Origin of the sequence: Nodosilinea sp. FACHB-141, assembly GCF_014696135.1 — a bacterium.
Classification (GTDB): domain Bacteria; phylum Cyanobacteriota; class Cyanobacteriia; order Phormidesmidales; family Phormidesmidaceae; genus Nodosilinea.
The window spans coordinates 264,546-282,666 of sequence record NZ_JACJPP010000015.1 but is presented as its reverse complement, the minus strand read 5'-3'; the positions used below and the strand labels follow the sequence as shown (position 1 = coordinate 282,666).

General features: G+C 55.8%; 18 protein-coding genes. 6 read left to right on the top strand and 12 right to left on the bottom strand.

The genetic code is table 11. The features are described 5' to 3' along the window. The first annotated feature begins 227 nt into the window (after positions 1-227). A complete protein-coding gene (locus tag H6F59_RS17470; RefSeq protein ID WP_190702865.1) occupies positions 228-869 on the top strand; it encodes a late competence development ComFB family protein in 642 nt (213 codons plus the stop codon). Between the two features lie 146 nt (positions 870-1,015). On the opposite strand, the gene H6F59_RS17465 is transcribed toward H6F59_RS17470, so the two are convergent. From H6F59_RS17465 to H6F59_RS26065, 3 genes are read right to left on the bottom strand one after another with little or no spacing between them, the layout of a single operon-like run. Beyond that, positions 1,016-2,251 carry a tetratricopeptide repeat protein gene (locus tag H6F59_RS17465; RefSeq protein ID WP_190702862.1) on the bottom strand — a complete coding sequence of 412 codons (1,236 nt, stop codon included), beginning with the start codon at positions 2,249-2,251 and terminating at the stop codon, positions 1,016-1,018. Beyond that, positions 2,251-3,645 (bottom strand): argininosuccinate lyase, encoded by a 1,395-nt coding sequence (gene argH / locus H6F59_RS17460; RefSeq protein ID WP_190702859.1) that lies wholly within the window; start codon positions 3,643-3,645, stop codon positions 2,251-2,253. The genes H6F59_RS17465 and argH overlap by 1 nt, the downstream gene beginning before the upstream one ends. A 15-nt stretch (positions 3,646-3,660) precedes the next feature. Continuing rightward, positions 3,661-3,978: a hypothetical protein gene (locus H6F59_RS26065; RefSeq protein WP_199325835.1), complete on the bottom strand. Its 318-nt coding sequence runs from the start codon at positions 3,976-3,978 to the stop codon at positions 3,661-3,663. Between the two features lie 29 nt (positions 3,979-4,007). Here H6F59_RS26065 and H6F59_RS17450 point away from each other — a divergent pair, with 29 nt between their 5' ends. Further along, entirely contained in the window at positions 4,008-5,741 is a 1,734-nt protein-coding gene (locus H6F59_RS17450; RefSeq protein ID WP_190702856.1) for an ABC transporter permease subunit, read from the top strand. A 110-nt stretch (positions 5,742-5,851) separates the two neighbouring features. Here the strand turns inward: H6F59_RS17450 and H6F59_RS17445 are convergent, their stop codons facing one another. Next, positions 5,852-6,139, bottom strand: a complete 288-nt coding sequence (locus tag H6F59_RS17445; RefSeq protein WP_190702854.1) for a hypothetical protein — start codon at positions 6,137-6,139, stop codon at positions 5,852-5,854. Positions 6,140-6,621: 482 nt separating this feature from the next. Between H6F59_RS17445 and H6F59_RS17440 the strand changes: the two genes are divergently transcribed. Further along, positions 6,622-6,843, top strand: a complete 222-nt coding sequence (locus H6F59_RS17440; RefSeq protein ID WP_190702851.1) for a DUF4327 family protein — start codon at positions 6,622-6,624, stop codon at positions 6,841-6,843. A 157-nt stretch (positions 6,844-7,000) separates the two neighbouring features. Here H6F59_RS17440 and H6F59_RS17435 read toward each other — a convergent pair whose 3' ends face one another. Beyond that, on the bottom strand, positions 7,001-7,897 hold the full coding sequence (locus tag H6F59_RS17435) for a DUF72 domain-containing protein (protein WP_190702847.1): 897 nt from the start codon (positions 7,895-7,897) through the stop codon (positions 7,001-7,003). A 192-nt stretch (positions 7,898-8,089) separates the two neighbouring features. On the opposite strand from H6F59_RS17435, the gene H6F59_RS17430 reads away from it, so the two are divergent. Next, positions 8,090-8,980 (top strand): polyphosphate kinase 2 family protein, encoded by an 891-nt coding sequence (locus tag H6F59_RS17430; protein WP_190702844.1) that lies wholly within the window; start codon positions 8,090-8,092, stop codon positions 8,978-8,980. 78 nt (positions 8,981-9,058) lie between these two features. Here the strand turns inward: H6F59_RS17430 and H6F59_RS17425 are convergent, their stop codons facing one another. From H6F59_RS17425 to H6F59_RS17395, 6 genes are all read right to left on the bottom strand, one after another. Then, the gene (locus tag H6F59_RS17425; RefSeq protein WP_190702841.1) at positions 9,059-10,426 is read right to left on the bottom strand and encodes an AtzE family amidohydrolase; all 1,368 of its coding nucleotides are present in this window, start codon (positions 10,424-10,426) and stop codon (positions 9,059-9,061) included. Then, positions 10,423-10,617, bottom strand: a complete 195-nt coding sequence (locus H6F59_RS17420) for a DUF4089 domain-containing protein (RefSeq protein ID WP_190517259.1) — start codon at positions 10,615-10,617, stop codon at positions 10,423-10,425. The genes H6F59_RS17425 and H6F59_RS17420 overlap by 4 nt, the downstream gene beginning before the upstream one ends. After that, positions 10,614-12,365, bottom strand: a complete 1,752-nt coding sequence (locus H6F59_RS17415; RefSeq protein ID WP_190702838.1) for a dynamin family protein — start codon at positions 12,363-12,365, stop codon at positions 10,614-10,616. Before H6F59_RS17415 ends, H6F59_RS17420 begins: the two co-directional genes overlap by 4 nt. A gap of 249 nt (positions 12,366-12,614) precedes the next feature. Next, positions 12,615-12,758, bottom strand: coding sequence for a UPF0175 family protein (locus tag H6F59_RS27680; protein ID WP_397193991.1), 144 nt, complete (start codon positions 12,756-12,758; stop codon positions 12,615-12,617). Between the two features lie 306 nt (positions 12,759-13,064). Further along, positions 13,065-15,431: a GUN4 domain-containing protein gene (locus tag H6F59_RS26060; protein ID WP_199325834.1), complete on the bottom strand. Its 2,367-nt coding sequence runs from the start codon at positions 15,429-15,431 to the stop codon at positions 13,065-13,067. Positions 15,432-15,561: 130 nt separating this feature from the next. After that, positions 15,562-15,852 (bottom strand): hypothetical protein, encoded by a 291-nt coding sequence (locus tag H6F59_RS17395; RefSeq protein ID WP_190702835.1) that lies wholly within the window; start codon positions 15,850-15,852, stop codon positions 15,562-15,564. Positions 15,853-16,263: 411 nt separating this feature from the next. Between H6F59_RS17395 and H6F59_RS17390 the strand changes: the two genes are divergently transcribed. Continuing rightward, positions 16,264-16,527: a DUF6883 domain-containing protein gene (locus H6F59_RS17390; protein ID WP_242021529.1), complete on the top strand. Its 264-nt coding sequence runs from the start codon at positions 16,264-16,266 to the stop codon at positions 16,525-16,527. Positions 16,528-16,543: 16 nt separating this feature from the next. Further along, entirely contained in the window at positions 16,544-16,795 is a 252-nt protein-coding gene (locus H6F59_RS17385; RefSeq protein ID WP_190702830.1) for a DUF4926 domain-containing protein, read from the top strand. Between the two features lie 27 nt (positions 16,796-16,822). Here the strand turns inward: H6F59_RS17385 and H6F59_RS17380 are convergent, their stop codons facing one another. After that, positions 16,823-18,094 (bottom strand): SufS family cysteine desulfurase, encoded by a 1,272-nt coding sequence (locus H6F59_RS17380; RefSeq protein WP_190702827.1) that lies wholly within the window; start codon positions 18,092-18,094, stop codon positions 16,823-16,825. Positions 18,095-18,121 lie beyond the last annotated feature (27 nt).

The window sequence follows — 18,121 nt, the reverse complement described above, 5'->3', positions numbered from 1 at the left end:
TGGGCATTTTTACTGGCAGCGTTAGTATAGAGGCTCAGATATTCTTCAGTAGGTTCTCGGAATCTATTTGGGCATACTGTTGCTATAGCGGTTTGTCAGTCAATGCAGCTACCATCCGTCACCTCTAATATGGTTTCGGCAGTGAGTGACCAAGCAGGAGCATCTTCGTGGCGGACCAGATTTCCCTGGCATTGCGCCGATTAGTTCAATAGCAAGTGGGGTTCCCTATGAAAATTGATCACGACGTTCCAAGACATGCCTACGTGAATGTGATGGAACTGCTCGTCGCTGAAGAGGTAGACAAACAGGTCAAAACCATGCAGCCCCGCATGCTGAAGTATCTCAAGCGGGTAGAAGTTGAGACCTACGCCCTCAACCGCCTGCCTTCGCTTTACGCTTCTAGCGAGAAGGGTCGGCAGCTTCAGTATGAAAAGGCCAAGCGAGAACTCCATAACCAAATTAAAAGCGCGGTTCGCCAAGCCTTTGCTGCTGTGCAGGTCGATCCGATTCGGGCGTCTCAGCCGCTGCACAACCAGCAAGATGACGCAGCCAGCATTGCCCTCAACGCCCTACGCGATCTGCTTAAGCAACCCGACCTCAATTGGGATGGCGCGATCAATCGCCTGCGGTCCCTGCTTGGTCGTCGTGGCGACCAACCGCCCACGGCCCCAGCCCAAGAGCCGTCGCACCGCACCCGCTACCGCAACGATGCTCCTGACATGGCCGCCCCCGGCACTGACCCTGACCATGGTCACTACTGGCGACCCGGCACCTACGGCTCTGAGGTCTCGTGGAAGAAAACCCACAATCCTGGCTCAGCGCCGTCAAGCTCTAACTTTGACTGGAACGACAGCCGCTACTCTCAGTAGAGATGACCTGGAACAGGCGATCGCCACTTAGGCGTTCAAGGTGATTTCGAAAGCAGAACTTACCCTCCAGCACAAAGGTTACCTCTGTGCTGGAGAGTCCCGTATCTCCCAGTACTCACTTCAGCGAACTTTTGGTGGCGCTACACCTACATAAAGCCGGCCTGAGCTAGCAGTAGGGGTGAGATGCCCAAAGCGCTGACTCCTTTGCGCAGACCGGCAGCCGTAGCGGGATCGGTAACCTCGTAAAGGGCGATCGCCCGCTTAAAGGCCTGAAGCGCTTCAGGCAACTGCCCGAGCTTAAACAAAGCTACCCCCAGATTTTGGTGGGCTTCGGCATAGCTGGGGTTGAGGGCGATCGCCTGGCGGTAGGCGGCGATCGCCTCATCCAGATAGCCTCTAGCGCGGTGGGCGGTGCCCAGGTTGTAGTGGGCGATCGCCAGGGTTGGGTCGGCCTCAATCGCCTGCTGAAACAGAGCGATCGCCCCCTCCAGATCGCCCTGGGACTTTTTGAGGCTGCCGTAGTTAATCCACGCGCCTAGCTTGAGCCTGGGTGGTACGGCTTTGGCTAAGGCAGATTCATAGTTTCTGGCGGATTGAGTGGGTTGGTCGGCCTGGGCCAGGGCACGGTGGTAGTGCAGCTCGTAGCGGGTCAATTCGTCCAAGGTGTCGGCCTGATCTAGGGCGCGATCGAGCAGCGGTAGGGCCAGTTCAGCCTGGTCAGATTCGACGTAGAGAGCCGCCAGCTTATTCAGCAGGTAGCTGTCGTTGGGGTGCTCTGCCAGATAGCCTTCCATGGCAGTGCGAGCGCGATCGAACTTGCCTCGCTGCACGACAATGGCTGGGTCGTAGCCGGTGTGGTGTAGGGCCACTTCGCCCAGGGTAATCACCTGCCAGCGAGCATCCTGCGCCTGTAGTGCCGCTACGCTGTCGTCTACGGTCTCGTGGTAAGGCCGGTTGAAGGTGATCTCGGGCAAGCAGCGAAAGCAGCGGGTGATCAGCGTGTAGGGAGACTGGGGAGCACCCAACTCTAGGCGCAACAAGTTCACGGCCAGCACATCTTCGGCAGCGACATCTCCCAAGGGTTGTCCCTGGTCAAGCTGTTGCAGCACCTGAGCCGTCTCGCTCAGCAGCGCCTCATCGGCGTCGAGCACCAGTACCCAGTCCCCCGTGGCGTGGCGCAGCGATTCGTTGCGGGCGGCGGCGAAATCATTATTCCAGGCGAAGCTATGGACTTTGGCCCCGTAGGATTGGGCGATCGCCACGGTGTCATCCACTGACCCCGTATCGACGACCACGATCTCGTCTGCAACGCCTTGCACAGACTCAAGCGTGCGGGCCAGGGTGGCGGCCTCGTCCTTCACAATCATGCAGAGGCTAATCATCAGCCTTCTCCTAGGACCTGGTTTGCCCGCGCGATCGCCTGGTGCACCTGGTCAAAGCCGGTACCGCCGTAGCTGTTGCGGGCCGAGACCACCTGCTGGGGGGCGATCGCTGCGTAGATGTCGTCTTCAAAGGCGGGGTGAATCGCCTGCCATTCTTCTAGGGTTAGCTCCCGCAGGAGTTTGCCCGCTGCCAGAGACGTCTTTACCACCTTGCCCACCAGGTTGTAGGCCTCGCGGAAGGGCACCCCTTTGGTGGCTAGATAGTCAGCCACATCGGTGGCGTTAGAGTAGTCTTCATTCACGGCCTGGCGCAGGCGCGGCACCCGGAAGTTTACCCCCTCGGTCAGCAAAATGGTCATCGCCTCCACGCAGCCCCGCACGGTGTTAACCGTGTCAAAGATCGCCTCTTTGTCCTCTTGCAGATCTTTGTTGTAGGCCAGGGGCAGGCCCTTCATCATCACCAGCAGGCCTTGCAGGTGGCCAAAGACGCGGCCGGTTTTGCCCCGCACCAGCTCGGGCACATCGGGGTTTTTCTTTTGGGGCATGATGCTGGAGCCGGTGGAGCAGCTGTCGTTGAGGGTGACAAAGCTGAACTCCTCTGACGCCCAGAGAATTATCTCTTCAGACAGGCGCGACAGGTGCACCATGATCAGACTGGCGGCGCAGGCAAACTCGATCGCAAAATCGCGATCGCTTACCCCATCCAAACTGTTGCCGTAGACCTTTTCAAACCCCAGCAGCTCGGCCGAATATTGGCGATCGATGGGGAAGGTCGTCCCCGCCAGGGCACCGCAGCCCAGGGGCGAAATATTCACCCGCTTTTGCAGGTCGTGGAGGCGGTCCCAGTCGCGTTGAGCCATGTCGAAGTAGGCCAGCAGATGATGGGCCAAACTCAGCGGCTGGGCCCGCTGAAGGTGTGTGTATCCCGGAATTAAGGTTTCCACATGTTCTTCGGCAATGCTCAGAAGAGTCTGCTGGTACTGGCGAAGCTGGCCCTGGATGGCCTCGATCTGGGCGCGCAGGTAGAGACGCAAGTCAGTACCCACCTGGTCGTTGCGGCTGCGGGCGGTGTGCAGTTTTTTTCCTACATCGCCAATTAGCTCCGTCAGCCGCCGCTCGACGGCGAAGTGGACGTCCTCCGCCTCGACACCGGGGTTAAATTCGCCCAGGCGGTACTCTTGGCGAATGGTTTCGAGCCCGGTGACAATCTGCTCGCCCTCCTCGGGGCTAATGATCTCTGTTTTGACCAGCATTTTGGCGTGGGCCTCTGAACCGGTGAGGTCATACTCAATCAGCTGAATGTCGAAGCCAATGCTGGCATTGAAAAGCGCGATCGCAGGATGCAGCGCTGTTTCAAAGCGCTGGCTCCAGGTTTGAGAAGAGGGCGTTTGCATTATTGTGCAGTCTGGTTAGAAGGCAGTCAGGTTGCGGATGAAATATCCCAGCACAATACCGAAGAGCAGCGCCCACAACTGTCCTGACTCGACAAAATTGTTCCAAATTTCGACCATGTCGCCCAGAATGTCTTGGTCGAACTGCTGGGCCAGCACGGGGGATAACGCCTCTGTATCTACCGGAAAGCCAGCCACTCCAGCCACGGGAGATAGCTCAACTCCGGTAAAATAGCCGCTGAAACTGTCGCTATCGCCTAGGGTAATAGGGCGCAGCAGCGTGTCTACAGAGGGCAAAGAAGCATTTTGCGAAAGAAAACCTTGGGGCTGGGGCATGACATCCATAGCGGGGTGACGACCTGAGCGTGGTTAACACCCAACAGACTATCACCATACCGCTGCGACCGAGCCTCTGGAACCCAAAAACAGCGAGCGCTCTAGCGGTTTTGGCGACCCTGGGCCTGGCTGCTTACCAGGCGGGGTTGGGTCGACCTGGAGCCGAGTTGATTAACCTGGGCGGGTGGCCGCAGCTGCGGGAGTTTTTGGCGGCCAGCCTGCGGCCCGACCTCAGCCCCGAGTTTGTTGTGCTCATGGGCCGCGCCGCCATGGTCACCCTGGCCTATGCGGTACTGGGCACGGCCCTCAGCGTGGGGCTAGGGCTGGTAGGCGGGCTGCTCTCCTCAGCCGTGTGGTGGCAGACGGTTCTACCGGGAGAAGCCTCAGGTCTGCGCCGCTGTCTGTGGCTAGGGGTAAGGGGACTGCTAGCTTTTCCGCGCGCCATCCATGAGCTGATTTGGGGGCTGGTGCTGCTGCAAGTGTTGGGGTTGAACCCGCTAGTGGGGGTATTGGCGATCGCGATTCCCTTTGGAGCGATCGTCGCCAAAGTCTTCTCAGAAATTTTGGACGAGACGCCCCCCGAACCGCTCCACGCCCTGCTCAATGCCGGCACGCCGCCCCTCGCCGCCTTCGTCTACGGACTGCTGCCCCAGGCGCTACCCAACCTCCTCTCCTATACCTTTTATCGCTTTGAATGTTCCCTCAGGGCCTCTGCCGTTTTAGGAATTATCGGGGCCGGGGGTCTGGGCTATGAGATTTTCTTGAGCCTGCAATCGCTGCGTTATGAGCAGCTGTGGACAGGGTTCTACGCGCTGATTGTGCTCAACGGTGCGGTGGATGCTTGGAGTGCCCTAGTGCGCCGCCGCATGGGCTTCACCAGCCGCCTCGACATCAACCGTAAACCAGGAGACGTCTCCTCTCGGCCTGCCCACAAGGCCCCTAGGCAAGACGGATTTCTAAAGCTGTCGTGGGTGGGGGCGATCGCAGCGATCCCCCTGAGCTGGTGGTGGCTACGTCTAGATATGGGGGTGCTGTGGTCGGCCCGCACCCAGCGCCTCTTAGGTGAATTACTGGGTACAAGCTGGCCGCCGATGCCAACTTGGGCCGAGTTGGTGAATTTAGCCCGACTCTCCTGGCTGACGGTGGCGATGTCGATGGTGGCGATCGCCCTAGCGGGTCTTTTCGGCATACTCGTCTCGCTGCCCGCCGCCCAAAATTTTCTGCTGCCGGGGGGGCTGCTGCATCCCATCGGCCAGCGAGGGGAATCCGCTTGGATAGCCTATACGCTGCTGGGCCTAAGTCGGCTCGTGCTGCTGATCAGCCGTGCCATCCCCGCCCCCATCTGGGCTCTGGTGCTGCTCTACATGCTGTTCCCCGGAGTGCTCCCGGGAGCACTGGCCCTCGCCCTGCATAACTTCGGCATTCTCGGTCGCCTCATGGCCGAGGTCAACGAAAATCTCGACGATCGCCCCGTCCGCGCCCTCAGCACCCTGGGGGTCAGCCCCAGCGCGATCGTGGCCTACGGCATCTTGCCCCAAAACCTGGGCCGCTTTCTGGCCTACATTCTCTACCGCTGGGAAGTCTGCCTGCGCGAGACCGTGATCGTGGGCCTAGTCGGTGCCGGCGGCCTAGGTCGTTTGCTCACCGAGCAGATTAGCAGCTTCGACTACAGCGGCGTGATGATCACCCTAGGAGTTTTCGTCGTGCTGACCTTTGGGGTGGATGCGGTGAGTCAGCGGCTGCGCGGGGTTTTGAGGGAGTGATGGGGTAATGGGGTAGAGGGTGATGGGATTAATAGCGTGCCGTTGTGCCCCAAGCCCAATAGCCTGCCCCCCTACTCTCTCACCCTCCTACTCCCCTACTCCCCCACTTCCTACTCCTCCCCCTCACTCCGCCAATCGGGACACCCACCGCCCCCCTGCCACCCCTGGGGATGAATTGCGCAAACCAAAGCACAGCGCTTGGCCTGGCTAGTGCCGTAGGCGACGCCGTGGTAGTTGGTGCAGCCCTGGCAGGGTTGGGGACGAGTCGGCGGCAGGGATTGGAAACCGACCTGCGATCGCAAAATTTGCTGCTTGCTCTGCCGCCGATGCCACTGCTCATAGGCGCGGCGGCGGCAGAGATCGTTGGCTCGGTGAAAGAGTTCGTCGGTTACGCTCACGACCTATTCTCCCTATAGAGGGTGGATGGCGCAGGTTAGCACCGGCGACGACTTAAGTGGAAGCCAAGGGAGCGGGCCAGCCGCTAACCTAGACACCGCCAGTTGCGGCCCTAGTTCTAGACTACCTAACCGAGCCAGACGATTCCGAAAATTTAAAGGGTCGCAATGTCATGCTGCTGGCGCTGCAATTCAAGCTAACGCTAGGGGAAGGCTTAAGGGAGCAGCCTAACGCCTCGCCATGCAATATTCGCATGGATCTGAGCAAAAATCGCATGTTACAACCTTGCAACACCCTCTGAGTGTGCTAATAGCAAAATTCATCATTTGTTAATGGCACCGTAGAAGGATTAAGGCGAGAATAAGTGAAAGCTGCTAGCCAAATCCTTAAAACTATCAGTAAACTAGGATACGGAATCTAAAGATTCTTGTATAACTTACTTGACTTTTACTTTGCAGCTCCTTCGTCGTTACTGGGTTTAGCTATGCTTCGGTCCCTCCACTACTCCATTGACATCATCCGTGACGAAGCTCGACAGCTGGTTCAAAAGGGTGTGGTTAGCCGTCAACAACCGATTTATACCCTTTGCCGCCACATCCCCGCCCGTGAATGGGCGCTGGTGGAAACCGAGCTTGAGTCTTCAGGGTTTTTGCTGCGCGATCGCGTCGGCGACCTCATGGGCCGCGAAGATTGGGAAAACGACTAGACTTAGCTTTGTCGCCCAATCAAGGCCATCTAGCCATCGCCAGATCAGTTAGGATATTTTGCATAACTCTTTGAGCGATGGCTAGATGCCAGTGCGCCGCCTCAGTTTTTGCCAATGGCCGTAATGCGAGTCCTAAGCGCAGTGGCCATCGCTATATTTATCCAAACAAACTGAGCTGAGCCGAGGAGTTGTCTTCCTCGGCTTTTTGTTGTTCGGCTATATCCCACAGCAGAGGGGGCAGGGTGGCCCCGGCCTGCTGAAGCTGGTGATAGACCTCGCGGGCCACCGCTGGCGACCTGGCCTCTTGAGGGCAGTGGGCAAAGAAATACACGTCGGTACCGGCCTCTAGCCACTGGTGCAGTCGGGGCACCCATTCATCAAAATAGGTCTGGTTGTAGGCTAGGTCGGGGTGGCTGATGTAGCGCACAATCGTGAACGGAGCCGTCACCTCGGGCTGAAGCGGTACCCTGGGTTTCTTGCGCTCTGAGCCAATTTGCGGGTCGTCGTTGGGGGTGTCGATACAGTCGTAGACGGGGCGCGTGTCTAGCAGCACTCGACCTACACCTAGGCTGGTGAGCATCTGGTTCAGGCGGGTGGCGTGGGGCTCGGCAAACCAGTCGAAGTGGCGCACCTCCACGGCAATGGGATTCTGCTGCCGGGGCCAGCGGGCGAGAAATTCTCTCAAATCACCAATCTGTTCGGGGCTGTAGGTGGGCGGCAGCTGAATGAACAGCGGCCCCAGCCGGTCTCCCAAAGGCATTAGGGTTTGTATAAAGCGGTGAGACTCTTCTACAAAGGGCATCAGCTTACCCTGGTGAGAGAAGGCGCGGGGCAGCTTGGGGCAAAACCGAAATCCGGGGGGCATAGTGGCGGCCCAGCGATTGATGGTTTTGGCATCGGGCATGGAGTAAAAGGTGGTATTGCCCTCGACAGCAGTCATGCGATCGCCGTACAGCCGCAAAAAATCCCCCGCTTTACTGCCTTTGGGATAGAAGCTGCCAACCCAGTCTTTGAACGCCCACACCGCGCACCCAGTAAAATAAGACCCCGCCATTGCTGCCGTCCCCGATCGTCTGTGTCTTCCAATTCTGACTTAATACCAGCCATCTCTGGGAAGAGTCATGTGGAGCCAGCGGCGCGATGCAAAGCAATAGGTTAAGGGTTGAGACAGACAGAGGGCAGGCCTGGCCCAGGTTAGTTATGCTTTAGACCACATCTCTGGGGAAGATTACCACTAGGCATGTCCATGGACTCTAAATCGTTTCTCGCTGCCCTCAACCCCGACTCGATGGTGGTCAAGCCCAGCCACCGGGTCAAGCTCAAAGACTTTGACCCCAGCTTTACCGGTGACTTTAATAAAAAGACGGCTAAAGAGCTTTTGCAGCAGAGCGTCGAAGAACTGGCAAGCTACCAAAACGTGCTCTACGCCCAAAACACCTACGCCCTACTGCTGGTCTTTCAAGCAATGGATGCGGCGGGCAAAGACAGCACCATTAAGCATGTGATGTCGGGAGTTAACCCCCAGGGCTGCCAGGTGTTTAGCTTCAAGCAGCCCTCTAGCGAAGAGCTGGACCACGACTACCTGTGGCGATCGTTCAAAGCCCTGCCTGAGCGCGGCAACATCGGCATTTTTAATCGTTCGTATTACGAAGAGGTGCTGGTGGTGCGAGTGCGCCCTGGGTTGCTAGACCAGCAGCAGCTACCCCAGAGCACCCTGGGCAAACACATTTGGCAGCAGCGCTTTGAGGAGATCAACAACTTCGAAAAATACCTGGTCAATAACGGCATCGTGGTGATGAAGTTCTTTCTCAACGTCTCAAAAGAAGAGCAAAAGAGACGATTTCTAGAACGCATCGATCGCCCCGAAAAAAACTGGAAGTTTGCCATCTCCGATGTGCAAGAACGGGGCCGCTGGAAAGACTATATGGCCGCCTACGAAGACGTGTTTACCCACACCAGCACCGACTGGGCTCCCTGGCATATTATTCCGGCCGACAATAAGTGGTTTACCCGTTTGGCGGTGGCCAGCTTGGTGTGCCAAAAGCTGAAGTCCCTCAACCTGGCCTTTCCCGTGCTAGAGGACAATCACATGGAGCGGCTGCATGAGGCGAGGGTGATGTTGGAGAGTGAGGAGTGAACAGTTTTGAGTGTTGAATTGTTGAGCGAGAATTCAACATTACTCCTCTGGAGTCGCTTCGCGAACAAAATCAAACATTCAAAACTTTTTCTGACCCGCTAACCACGCCGCGACCTGAAACAACTTCGCCTCCTGATATGGTGCGGCGATCAGCTGAATGCCGACGGGAAGTTGGCCCGGACGGTGAATGGGTACTGACAACACCGGCAGCCCAATAAAGGAAAGAGGCTGGGTGTAAAAGCCCAGGTGAGGACGCAGGGGGTAGGTTTCGCCGTCAATGTCTAGGGTAGTTTGGTCGAGGGGTGGGGCCACGCAGGGGGTGGTGGGGGTGATTAGGATATCGTAATTCTGAAAGACCTCGCGGACGCGATCGCGGTACCACCGCCGCAGTCTTTGAGCCTGCAAATACCAGGCGGCGGGGAGCATAGCCCCAGCGAGAAAGCGATCGCGCGTAGCCGGGTCAAACTCCATCGGGCTTTGGCGCAGGCGATCGAGGTGGAGTTGGCTACCCTCGCAGGCGGTGATGATATAGGCGGCAGCCCTAGCCCGATGGGTTTCAGGAAACTCCACTAACTCAGAAATATCCAAAGCCTGAAGTACATCACTCAGAACGTCTCTGACCAAAGGCTCCATGCCGCGTTCAAAATGACCACCTAATTGAGCAATTCGCAGGCCATCAATGCCTTGGGTAAGGGCTGGAACAACGAGTTCTGGGGGCCGTTGGGTACAGACGGGATCAGCTGGGTCTGGCCCCTGCATGATGTCGTAAATGGTGGCGAGGTCGGGGAGCGATCGCGCCAGCGGCCCCACATGATCCAAACTGCTCGAAAACAAAAACGCTCCCGCCCGCGAAAGCCTTCCATAGGTAGGCTTTAACCCATACACGCCGCACAGCGAAGCGGGCACCCGAATCGAGCCATTGGTGTCGGAGCCCAGGGTGAAGGGGACTAGGCCCGCTGCAATCGCCGCCGCCGATCCACCAGAGGAGCCGCCCGACATGCGATTGGGGTCGTGGGGGTTGGGGGTGGTGCCAAAGTGGGCGTTGATGGTGACAAACCCGTAGGCATACTCATCCATATTCAGTGCGCCGACTAGGACGGCCCCGGCCTGTTGCAGGCGAGTGAGCACGGTAGCATCCTGCGTCGCGGGGGGATTGCCCTGGTTGAGTTTGGCTCCCGCTATCGTAGTCAGGCCCTCGATGGCGAACAGGTTTTTGACCGCAAAGGGAACCCCGGCCAGGGGGCCGGGGTCTTCGCCTGCGGCGAGCGCATCGTCAATGGCCTGAGCCTGCGATCGCGCCCTAGCCGCCGTCACCGCCGTGAAACAGTTAAGCGCTGGATTGCGATCGGCAATATCCGCCAGCGTTGCCTCCAATACGGTCACAGCAGATAGGCTCCCGGCTTTGATGGCAGCAGCCAGGGCCAGAGCATCGGGCGGTTGGGTCATGGCTCAAAGGTGGCGGCGCTTTCTATGGTGTCGGGCAGCGGGAAGGTGAGGACGGGCTGGGCGATCGCAAAAATATGCTCCACATTCGCCACCACCCCCGCCTTAATTTCGTCGGGAATAGTTAGCCCCAGCGTTGCCGCCATCAGATCTACATAGGTAGCCGTGTCGAAGTCGGAGGGTTCAGAGGTCATGACCGCTTCTCTGCCCCTGCTTCACCCAACACCTTAGAGCTAAACAACGCTGCCGCCTCCTGCTTAATCGCGGTGTATTGGTCAATCACCGGCTGCACCGCTTCTTCCTCGCGTGCCACATAGTCATAGAACTGGGTAAAGATGCGCTCCACTTCTTCGTAGATCAGCCCCAGCTTCTCGTTTAAGCGGCTGGCCACCTCCTGCTGAAAACGATCTTTCTCACTGTCTAGCGCCTGCTCAAACTTGGCGACAATGCGGTTGCGCTGCCAGAGAATACCGACTGCCAGCACCACCACCCCCACCCCAGCAAAGGCAATGCCAATGGCGCTGAGAATGGCCTCGGCGACCGCAAACTCAAGGATGTGCAAAATAGTGCCCGCCACTGCCATGATTGCCCCGCCGACGATCTCGGTGGCCATGTCCCCCGCCTGGGTAGACAGCAAGTCCCCCAGACCCTGGTCAGCCATCAAATTTTTGACCTTGGCCATGACGCTTTCGATCACCTCCTGGCGACGCTCTAGCACCTTGAGGGAAATGTGGCTGCTCTCAATGCGCTGGGTTTTGACGCTCTCGAGGTCTTGGTTGAGCCCGTCAAACAGCTGGCGAATGCCGTCAACGAAGTGCTGCGCGCCCTCATGTGAGGCTTCTTCTAGCGACTCGCGCAGGTCGCGGGCGCAGCGCTCCTGAAACTCATCGACCCAGGCCTGCATCGACTCGTTCTGATTAAAGATGCCAACAAAGGATCGCCGCATCACCATCGTCACCGACAGGCTCTCGCGAAAGTCGCGCTTAATGCGAGCCGAGATGATTTCGTAACGGGCCGCTAGGCGATCGGCTAGGGTGTTGATCTCGTAGCGCGATCGCCCCCTGCCCGCATCGATTTTGGAGCGAATGCTCTGAGATGTGGCGCGATCGGCAACCAACTGCCGACTCAGCGCCTCCACATCGCCATTCAGCAGGTCAATAATCTGCTGGGTGGTTTGGCTCACCGATCGCAGCTTAATCTTGTAGCTCTCCCCCGACGACACCATTGCTTGAATGTATTGGCGCACCGGCTCAAAGCCGCTGTTGGCCGTGTCGCCCTCCTGCTCTAGCGCTGCCGAGGTGGGAAAGATGATCGGGGCTTTGATCTGCTTTTGGTAGGCGTATTCTTTCACCCGTTCGATGTTGGTTTGCAGGTCGGGGGGGCGCAGCAGATCCGCCTGCTGGAGAATGAACACCACCTTCTTGCGCCACTCAGCGCTGACAAAATCTAAAAAGTCCCAGGCGCTCTTTTGGTAAGGGTTTTTGCCAAACAGCACAAAGAAGGTTAGGTCGCTATTGGGAATGTAGCGCTCGGTGATGATCTGGTGCTCAGCGACTACCGTGTTGGTGCCCGGCGTATCCACAATCGAAATGTCTTGCAAAATAGGGATGGGTCGCCCAATTTTGCGTAGGTTAGGCTCTACCTGTTCGACAAATTCTTGCTCAGCGTAGATAATCTGCTGAATCGAGTCGGTGCAGGGCTCAATATCGGTGGCGCACACCTCAGCGTCGAGCAGGGCGTTGACAAAGCTGCTCTTGCCCGCCTTGACCTCGCCTACCACCACAAACAAAAATGGCTCGTTGATGTTGCGGCGCAGGTTGTGGGTGGTGCGCTGCAAGTTAGGGTTGTTGATGGTGGTGGCTAGGGCCTGCACGCGCTCTAGCAAGCGATCGAGGTCGTCTCGATAGGCGTGGAGCTTTTTGTCAATAATTTGGCTGGCCACAGCATATCTCCTTAAACCTCGCTAGGCCATGCTGGCCTACCTTAAGTATCGCACGGCCAGAATTTTGGGCGGTCTGCCGTTTGGGTGGCATCTCCCCTCTGAGGCATCGGATGAAGACTTGGCCTGGGACATGAGAAACTTCAGCCCGCAAAAAATATGACTGGATAGTCAATTATCGCCAGGTTGAGTAATGGTGAGGTGTCACTGACGACAGGCATACTCCCCTCCATATCTTCTGCGAGTTCGGTTTCATGAATAGTGTCGGGGGAGCTGGCGCTCTCCTAAAAACTGGATAAATTCCCAGTGGTATAAGCCGGCTAGTTCGCGGGGTTCGCCAAAGGATAGTAGCTCTTGGGAGTAGAGGGCTAGCTCTTTTGGCAGCTCTGCTTCCACACGGCCCTCCGGTATCCGAATAGATTAAATAATGGATTCAGGAATGGAGAGTTGTATGGTTATAGCCTGATGAGGCATGACATAGGATCTACAGAGGTTTAACTGGCAAGCCCCCCTGATGAAATTCACGAAGCTGCCAGAAAAATTGTGATGGCGAATGCCCTTAACCTAAGATCGCAAGTATCCAATTTTACAACGTCACGTAGGGAAAGGGACTCGCTCCAGTACCAGGTGATAAATTTCTAAAAAGCCTATGTTTACGTAGCCAGCGAACTTGAAACAAAACTCTTGAAACGGCTGAAGCGCTCATCTGCTACAGTCTGCAAGTCTTGACCCGAGAGAAGACACACGCGAACCGACACCCACAGCCCACAACGACTCCCGACTAGAAGTACGTCCACCTCTCATCATCAGCCCACCTTGCTCCGCCAAAAAAACCCCAGGAAGGTGACCCTTAGGTGCTGACAGCCCGAAAGTAAGTTGTGAATATAACAACCAATCCCCACCTATACTTAAAAATCCTTTAGTCCGCCAGCCTACAGCTACACCGAACTTATCCCACTCCTTGTTAATAAATGAAGTGGTTGGGCTACCACAGCTCTGCCAGACTTCCTGCTGTACACTAAAGCCAAATTTACCATTGCTGTATTTCACCCACAGGTGATCAATATTGCGCAAATCTAGGCAGGGAAAGTTTGTGATGTCCTCCCTTTGTAGCCAACCTTTTTGCTGACGATCCATTACCTGCAACAGGCAGTCAAGGGTTTCCTTATCGGCAGCTTGCCAGTCTTTTGCTGCTAGAAGGTCTCGCAATTTGGCGTAGTAGTTAGCGCCAAATCGTTCAGAACTGAGGCTTTCATCTACCTCATCAAGCATAGGTGGTTCTGCACCTGTCAATACTTGAAAAACATGTTGCTGAAAAGCTTCGAGACTATTCCACGTTTCTTGGAACTTGCTGAGATTTGCAAACGAGTAAGCTGTTCCACCGCCCATCGTAGGTGGCTCGAAGCCAATAATGTCTCTTTGATGAGGAAGCTGGGACCAATCTTTCTCTGCCTCGGGCATCCAGACTACTCGTACCCAGCGAAAATAGCCCGCCTCATTTTCCCTAACATCATCATCGAGAATTTCAACAACATGGGTAATTTTTGCATGTTGGTTTAACAGCATCAGTTCACCTTTGGATGCTGTTTTTGCTCCTTTGCTAGTTTGCAACCAAAACAGCTCAAACACACGATTCTCAACTAAACCGCTGATATCTCGAATGCGGTTAATGTCGTAAGCCCAGCCCCCATTGGGATCACGTACATTTTTGAGAAAAAGTATTTTTGTGGGGTCGCAGTCATGCAGATCTTTACGGCTGACTTCTGGTGGCAACGGTTTGGGGTTGTTGATTCCTTCTTCTGACTTGATGAAGTCATCTTCGATATTACTACGCCCTTGTTCAGCTTCTTCTTGAGTCCTCAATTGCTGCTGATGCCTAGCCTCTGCCGCTTCTCGAATGGGCTCCTCTATGGGAGCAATATCTGCGTCACTAAGCCCAAGCTGCTGTTGCAATATCTGCAATAACTCAAGCACTCGTTGACTGAGGGGATACCGAGTCTCAACTGCCTTGATGAACTCTTGCTCATAGCGATGGAGATTGTTGGCATAATCTGCCTGTTCTTGTTCTAGCTTTCGGCTTGCAGCGGCTTGCAGTAGAGGAGCCTCGATCGCTTGCACGTCGTCATCGCTTAGCCCCAGTGTGCTCTGAAATCGCTGCATCTGCTGACGCATCGCTTCACTGGGTGGATTTTCATGAGCCAGTGCATCAGCAAAGACTTTAGAGTATTGCTCCACCGCCTCTACCCTGGCTCGATAAGGTGCTAATTCTTCCTGTTCAACGGCCTTAGCTTCTTCGGAGGTCAGCTCAAAGTTGACGCGAAAACCATTTAAGATGCTGCGGCTGAACGGGGAAATTTCACCCCCATCCTCTTGCAGGCAGAGGCGTACCTCATGGCGATACCGCTCTAGCTTTTGCCGCGCTTCGCCATATTGGGCCGCTAACCGAGTCACAATCGGGGCAATATCAGCTTCGGAGAGGCCCAGCGCTACTTGCAAACGGTTGAGCTTACTTTGCGCTCCTTCACCTAAGGGATATCCTTGTTGAATGGCTTGCTGATAGGTAGTTTCGTACTGGTCAACCTTGGCTTGCCTTGCGGCAATTAACTGTTGCCGGATATCGTTAGCTGCTTTCCTAATGCCTTCAGCAATATTGGTAAAAGCGTCGTCTTTGGTAGGCCAGATCGCAGAGTCAGTAACCGGGACAGCATTTTTGGGTAAGGCTTGCAGCTTACCAAAAGGGGCAAACGACCACATGCACTTGCGCAAAATTACTGGAATAACGCAAGCTTCCCCGGATTCATGGCGTTCCATAGCCCGAGTAATTTCAATATCGCGGCAGTAGCGAGAGGCAATAAAGTCTGAGCTAATCAGCAGCAAAATAACTTGAGCTGAATTCAGGCTGCCTTTTATTTCGCGGTCCCATTCATCTCCTGGCAAAATCTGGCGATCGTGCCAAGCGCTAATATCACCGTTCCACTTTAGGATTTCCAGATGATTTGCTAGCTCATCCCGCAGGGCTTCATCTTTGTGGGAGTAAGAGAAAAAGACGGTCACTGCGTCGATTGACATGCCTGGACTCGCATTTCGAGGGTTGCTTTCTGTCAATCATAGTTCTCCAGCCTGGGGTAAAGCCACCCAGGTAGGGACAGGGCACCTCAAAGCACCCTATCCCTGGGCGTCAGATTAACTGCTGACTATCCTAAAGCTCCGGTCTCCGACCATCGCGCCTCAGCAGACTAAACACCTCCCCCTGCTCTGGGGTAATCAAAATCCCCGATCGCGGTATCGTCACCAACCGGCTCCACTCCCGCTGCTCGGCGTACTGGAGCAGATGCAGGTAGTTGATAGCCCCTCGCACCCCTTCCGGCGAGCCAATCACCAAATGACGCAACCGCTCTCGCCCCGGCTGGGCTTCTGGATTCGCAAGCAATAGCGGACTGGTCGCCTCCCGGTTCTGGGCAGACGACACCAAATATGGCAAACACAACATAATCGGGTTCCTTCCGAATGTAACGACGGGTAAGAAACCCAAAAACTTGGCCGCCCCAGACATGTTGCAGTTCAGGACGGCCAGGTAAAATCACCTTAGCCTCCGAGACAGCTAGTACCTGTCGACGGGGTTAGCCGCTGGTTGGTGTTGACAGCACCTTCCAGTGGCGTTAGACCAAATTTTTGGGACGTTCAGACTGCACGCACACAGCCTTAGCTCAGTAATCTAGTCCAATCGCGCACCAGACGCAAGTAAGAATTGTTACCGTTGCCAATGATGCAGCGTTCAAATCAACGATGCGCCTGCAACAATCGTTTCCCCACCAGAGCATGATGTATGAAACTGCCCTATGGAAATGCGGTTGATCGGCATCAGATACAGCGAAAGCTAGAGACCTATGCGCTCAACTCAATGCACTCAAGCGGTCAGCACAAAGCCCGATTGTTTCGCTCAAAATTGGGGATTACCCTAGAAAATAAGCAAGTGCTGATCGCTGCTCTAGCCAGTGCAGCTCAACAAAAGGAGGCGTTTTTTACAACCTCAGATCAGCACGGCGATCGCTACGTGGTTGACTTCCATATGCAAACTCAAGCAGGTGCATCCACGGTGCGAAGTGCATGGATTATTCGGCAGGGTGAGAGCTATCCACGATTGACCAGCGTTTACCCCATTTGAAATTGAGGAAACACCTATGGTAGATATTCAACTTCACGACCTTGTAGCTCTCATGGAAGATACTACGGCTCAACGCTTTCCTAAAGGAGGCGAGATTCTCCTGCGTCGTGGTCAGGTTGGCACAGTGGTTGAGGAACTAAGCAATGGCGAAGCCTTCGAGATTGAATTTTCTCAATCTGATGGTCAGGCTTACGCCATGCTTGCGGTTAAAGCCAATCAACTGATTCGCCTCTATTACGAACCTGTCGAACTAGCTGCTGCGGGTTAGCGTCAACAGCGGTGACCAAGGCAGGTCTTAATCGTCGTCTTCAAAAACGCCTTTGAAAAACTCGATGGTGTCTTTGAGGGCAGCGATAAAGCTATCGATTTCGGCTTTGGTGTTATAGAAATAGAGACTAGCCCGTGCGGTGGAATCTACCTCTAAAACGCGGTGCAGCGGTTGGGTGCAGTGGTGACCCGAGCGAATGGCAATGCCTGACTGATCCAACAGGGTAGACAAATCCTGCGCGTGAACGCCCTCGACGGTGAAGGTAGCCAGGGCTGCTCGTCCACTGCCGTCGGCTTGGGGAAGCGGGCCGTAGAGAGTGACTTCGGGAATCGTCTGCATCTGCTGGTAGAGATAGGCCGTCAACTCGTGCTCGTAGGCAGCGATGTTGTCCATGCCCAGGGTCGAGAGATAGTCTACGGCTGCTCCCAGAGCGATCGCCTCGGCAATAGCCGGAGTTCCCGCCTCAAACTTGTGGGGCAAACTCGCATAGGTGGAGTGATCTAAAAACACATCGGCAATCATTTCGCCACCACCCATAAAGGGGGGCATAGCCTCCAGTACCTCCAGTTTGCCGTAGAGGAACCCGATGCCGGTCGGGGCACACATCTTGTGGCCCGAGGCCACGAACCAGTCGCAGCCTAGGGCGGGCAAGTTGAGCGGCAGGTGAGGCGCGCTCTGGCAACCATCAATCAGCACCTTGGCTCCGTGGCGGTGAGCAAGGTCAATAATCTCTTCTACCGGGTTGATGCAGCCCAAGGTGTTAGAAACGTGGTTGACGGACACCAGGCGAGTCTTATCATTGACCAGCTCACGATACTGGTCAAGGTCAAAAGATTGGTCGGCGGTTAGCCCTACAAACCTAAGCACCGCCCCAGTGCGCTGAGCCACAAACTGCCAGGGCACCAGATTGCTGTGGTGCTCCATCACCGAGAGAATGATTTCATCCCCTGCTTTGAGCGTACTCATGCCCCAGGCGTAGGCCACTAGGTTTATGGCTTCGCTGGCGTTGCGGGTAAACACAATCTCGTTGCGGCTAGTGGCTTTGACAAAGGCCGCCACTTTATCCCTCGCGCCCTCATAGGACTCAGTGGCCCGAGCACTGAGGTTGTGCACCCCTCGATGCACATTTGCATTGTCGTTCTGGTAGTAGTGCTGCAATGCGTCTAGCACTGCCTTGGGCTTCTGCGAGGTGGCGGCGTTGTCGAGGTAAACCAGCGGCTGAGCATTCACCTCCTGATGCAGAATCGGGAAGTGGGCACGAACCTTAGCGGCGAGGGTGAGTTCCTGAGCGACAGTCATAGGGGTAAGGGGGTGGATGGGTAGAGG

Bases quoted from the DNA above. Each gene is read 5' to 3' on its own strand.
- H6F59_RS17470 (WP_190702865.1), top strand. From the start codon at position 228: ATGAAAATTGATCACGACGTTCCAAGACATGCCTACGTGAATGTGATG.
- H6F59_RS17465 (WP_190702862.1), bottom strand. From the start codon at position 2,251: ATGATTAGCCTCTGCATGATTGTGAAGGACGAGGCCGCCACCCTGGCC.
- argH (WP_190702859.1), bottom strand. From the start codon at position 3,645: ATGCAAACGCCCTCTTCTCAAACCTGGAGCCAGCGCTTTGAAACAGCG.
- H6F59_RS26065 (WP_199325835.1), bottom strand. From the start codon at position 3,978: ATGCCCCAGCCCCAAGGTTTTCTTTCGCAAAATGCTTCTTTGCCCTCT.
- H6F59_RS17440 (WP_190702851.1), top strand. From the start codon at position 6,622: ATGCTTCGGTCCCTCCACTACTCCATTGACATCATCCGTGACGAAGCT.
- H6F59_RS17435 (WP_190702847.1), bottom strand. From the start codon at position 7,897: ATGGCGGGGTCTTATTTTACTGGGTGCGCGGTGTGGGCGTTCAAAGAC.
- H6F59_RS17430 (WP_190702844.1), top strand. From the start codon at position 8,090: ATGGACTCTAAATCGTTTCTCGCTGCCCTCAACCCCGACTCGATGGTG.
- H6F59_RS17425 (WP_190702841.1), bottom strand. From the start codon at position 10,426: ATGACCCAACCGCCCGATGCTCTGGCCCTGGCTGCTGCCATCAAAGCC.
- H6F59_RS17420 (WP_190517259.1), bottom strand. From the start codon at position 10,617: ATGACCTCTGAACCCTCCGACTTCGACACGGCTACCTATGTAGATCTG.
- H6F59_RS26060 (WP_199325834.1), bottom strand. From the start codon at position 15,431: ATGTCAATCGACGCAGTGACCGTCTTTTTCTCTTACTCCCACAAAGAT.
- H6F59_RS17395 (WP_190702835.1), bottom strand. From the start codon at position 15,852: ATGTTGTGTTTGCCATATTTGGTGTCGTCTGCCCAGAACCGGGAGGCG.
- H6F59_RS17390 (WP_242021529.1), top strand. From the start codon at position 16,264: ATGCACTCAAGCGGTCAGCACAAAGCCCGATTGTTTCGCTCAAAATTG.
- H6F59_RS17385 (WP_190702830.1), top strand. From the start codon at position 16,544: ATGGTAGATATTCAACTTCACGACCTTGTAGCTCTCATGGAAGATACT.
- H6F59_RS17380 (WP_190702827.1), bottom strand. From the start codon at position 18,094: ATGACTGTCGCTCAGGAACTCACCCTCGCCGCTAAGGTTCGTGCCCAC.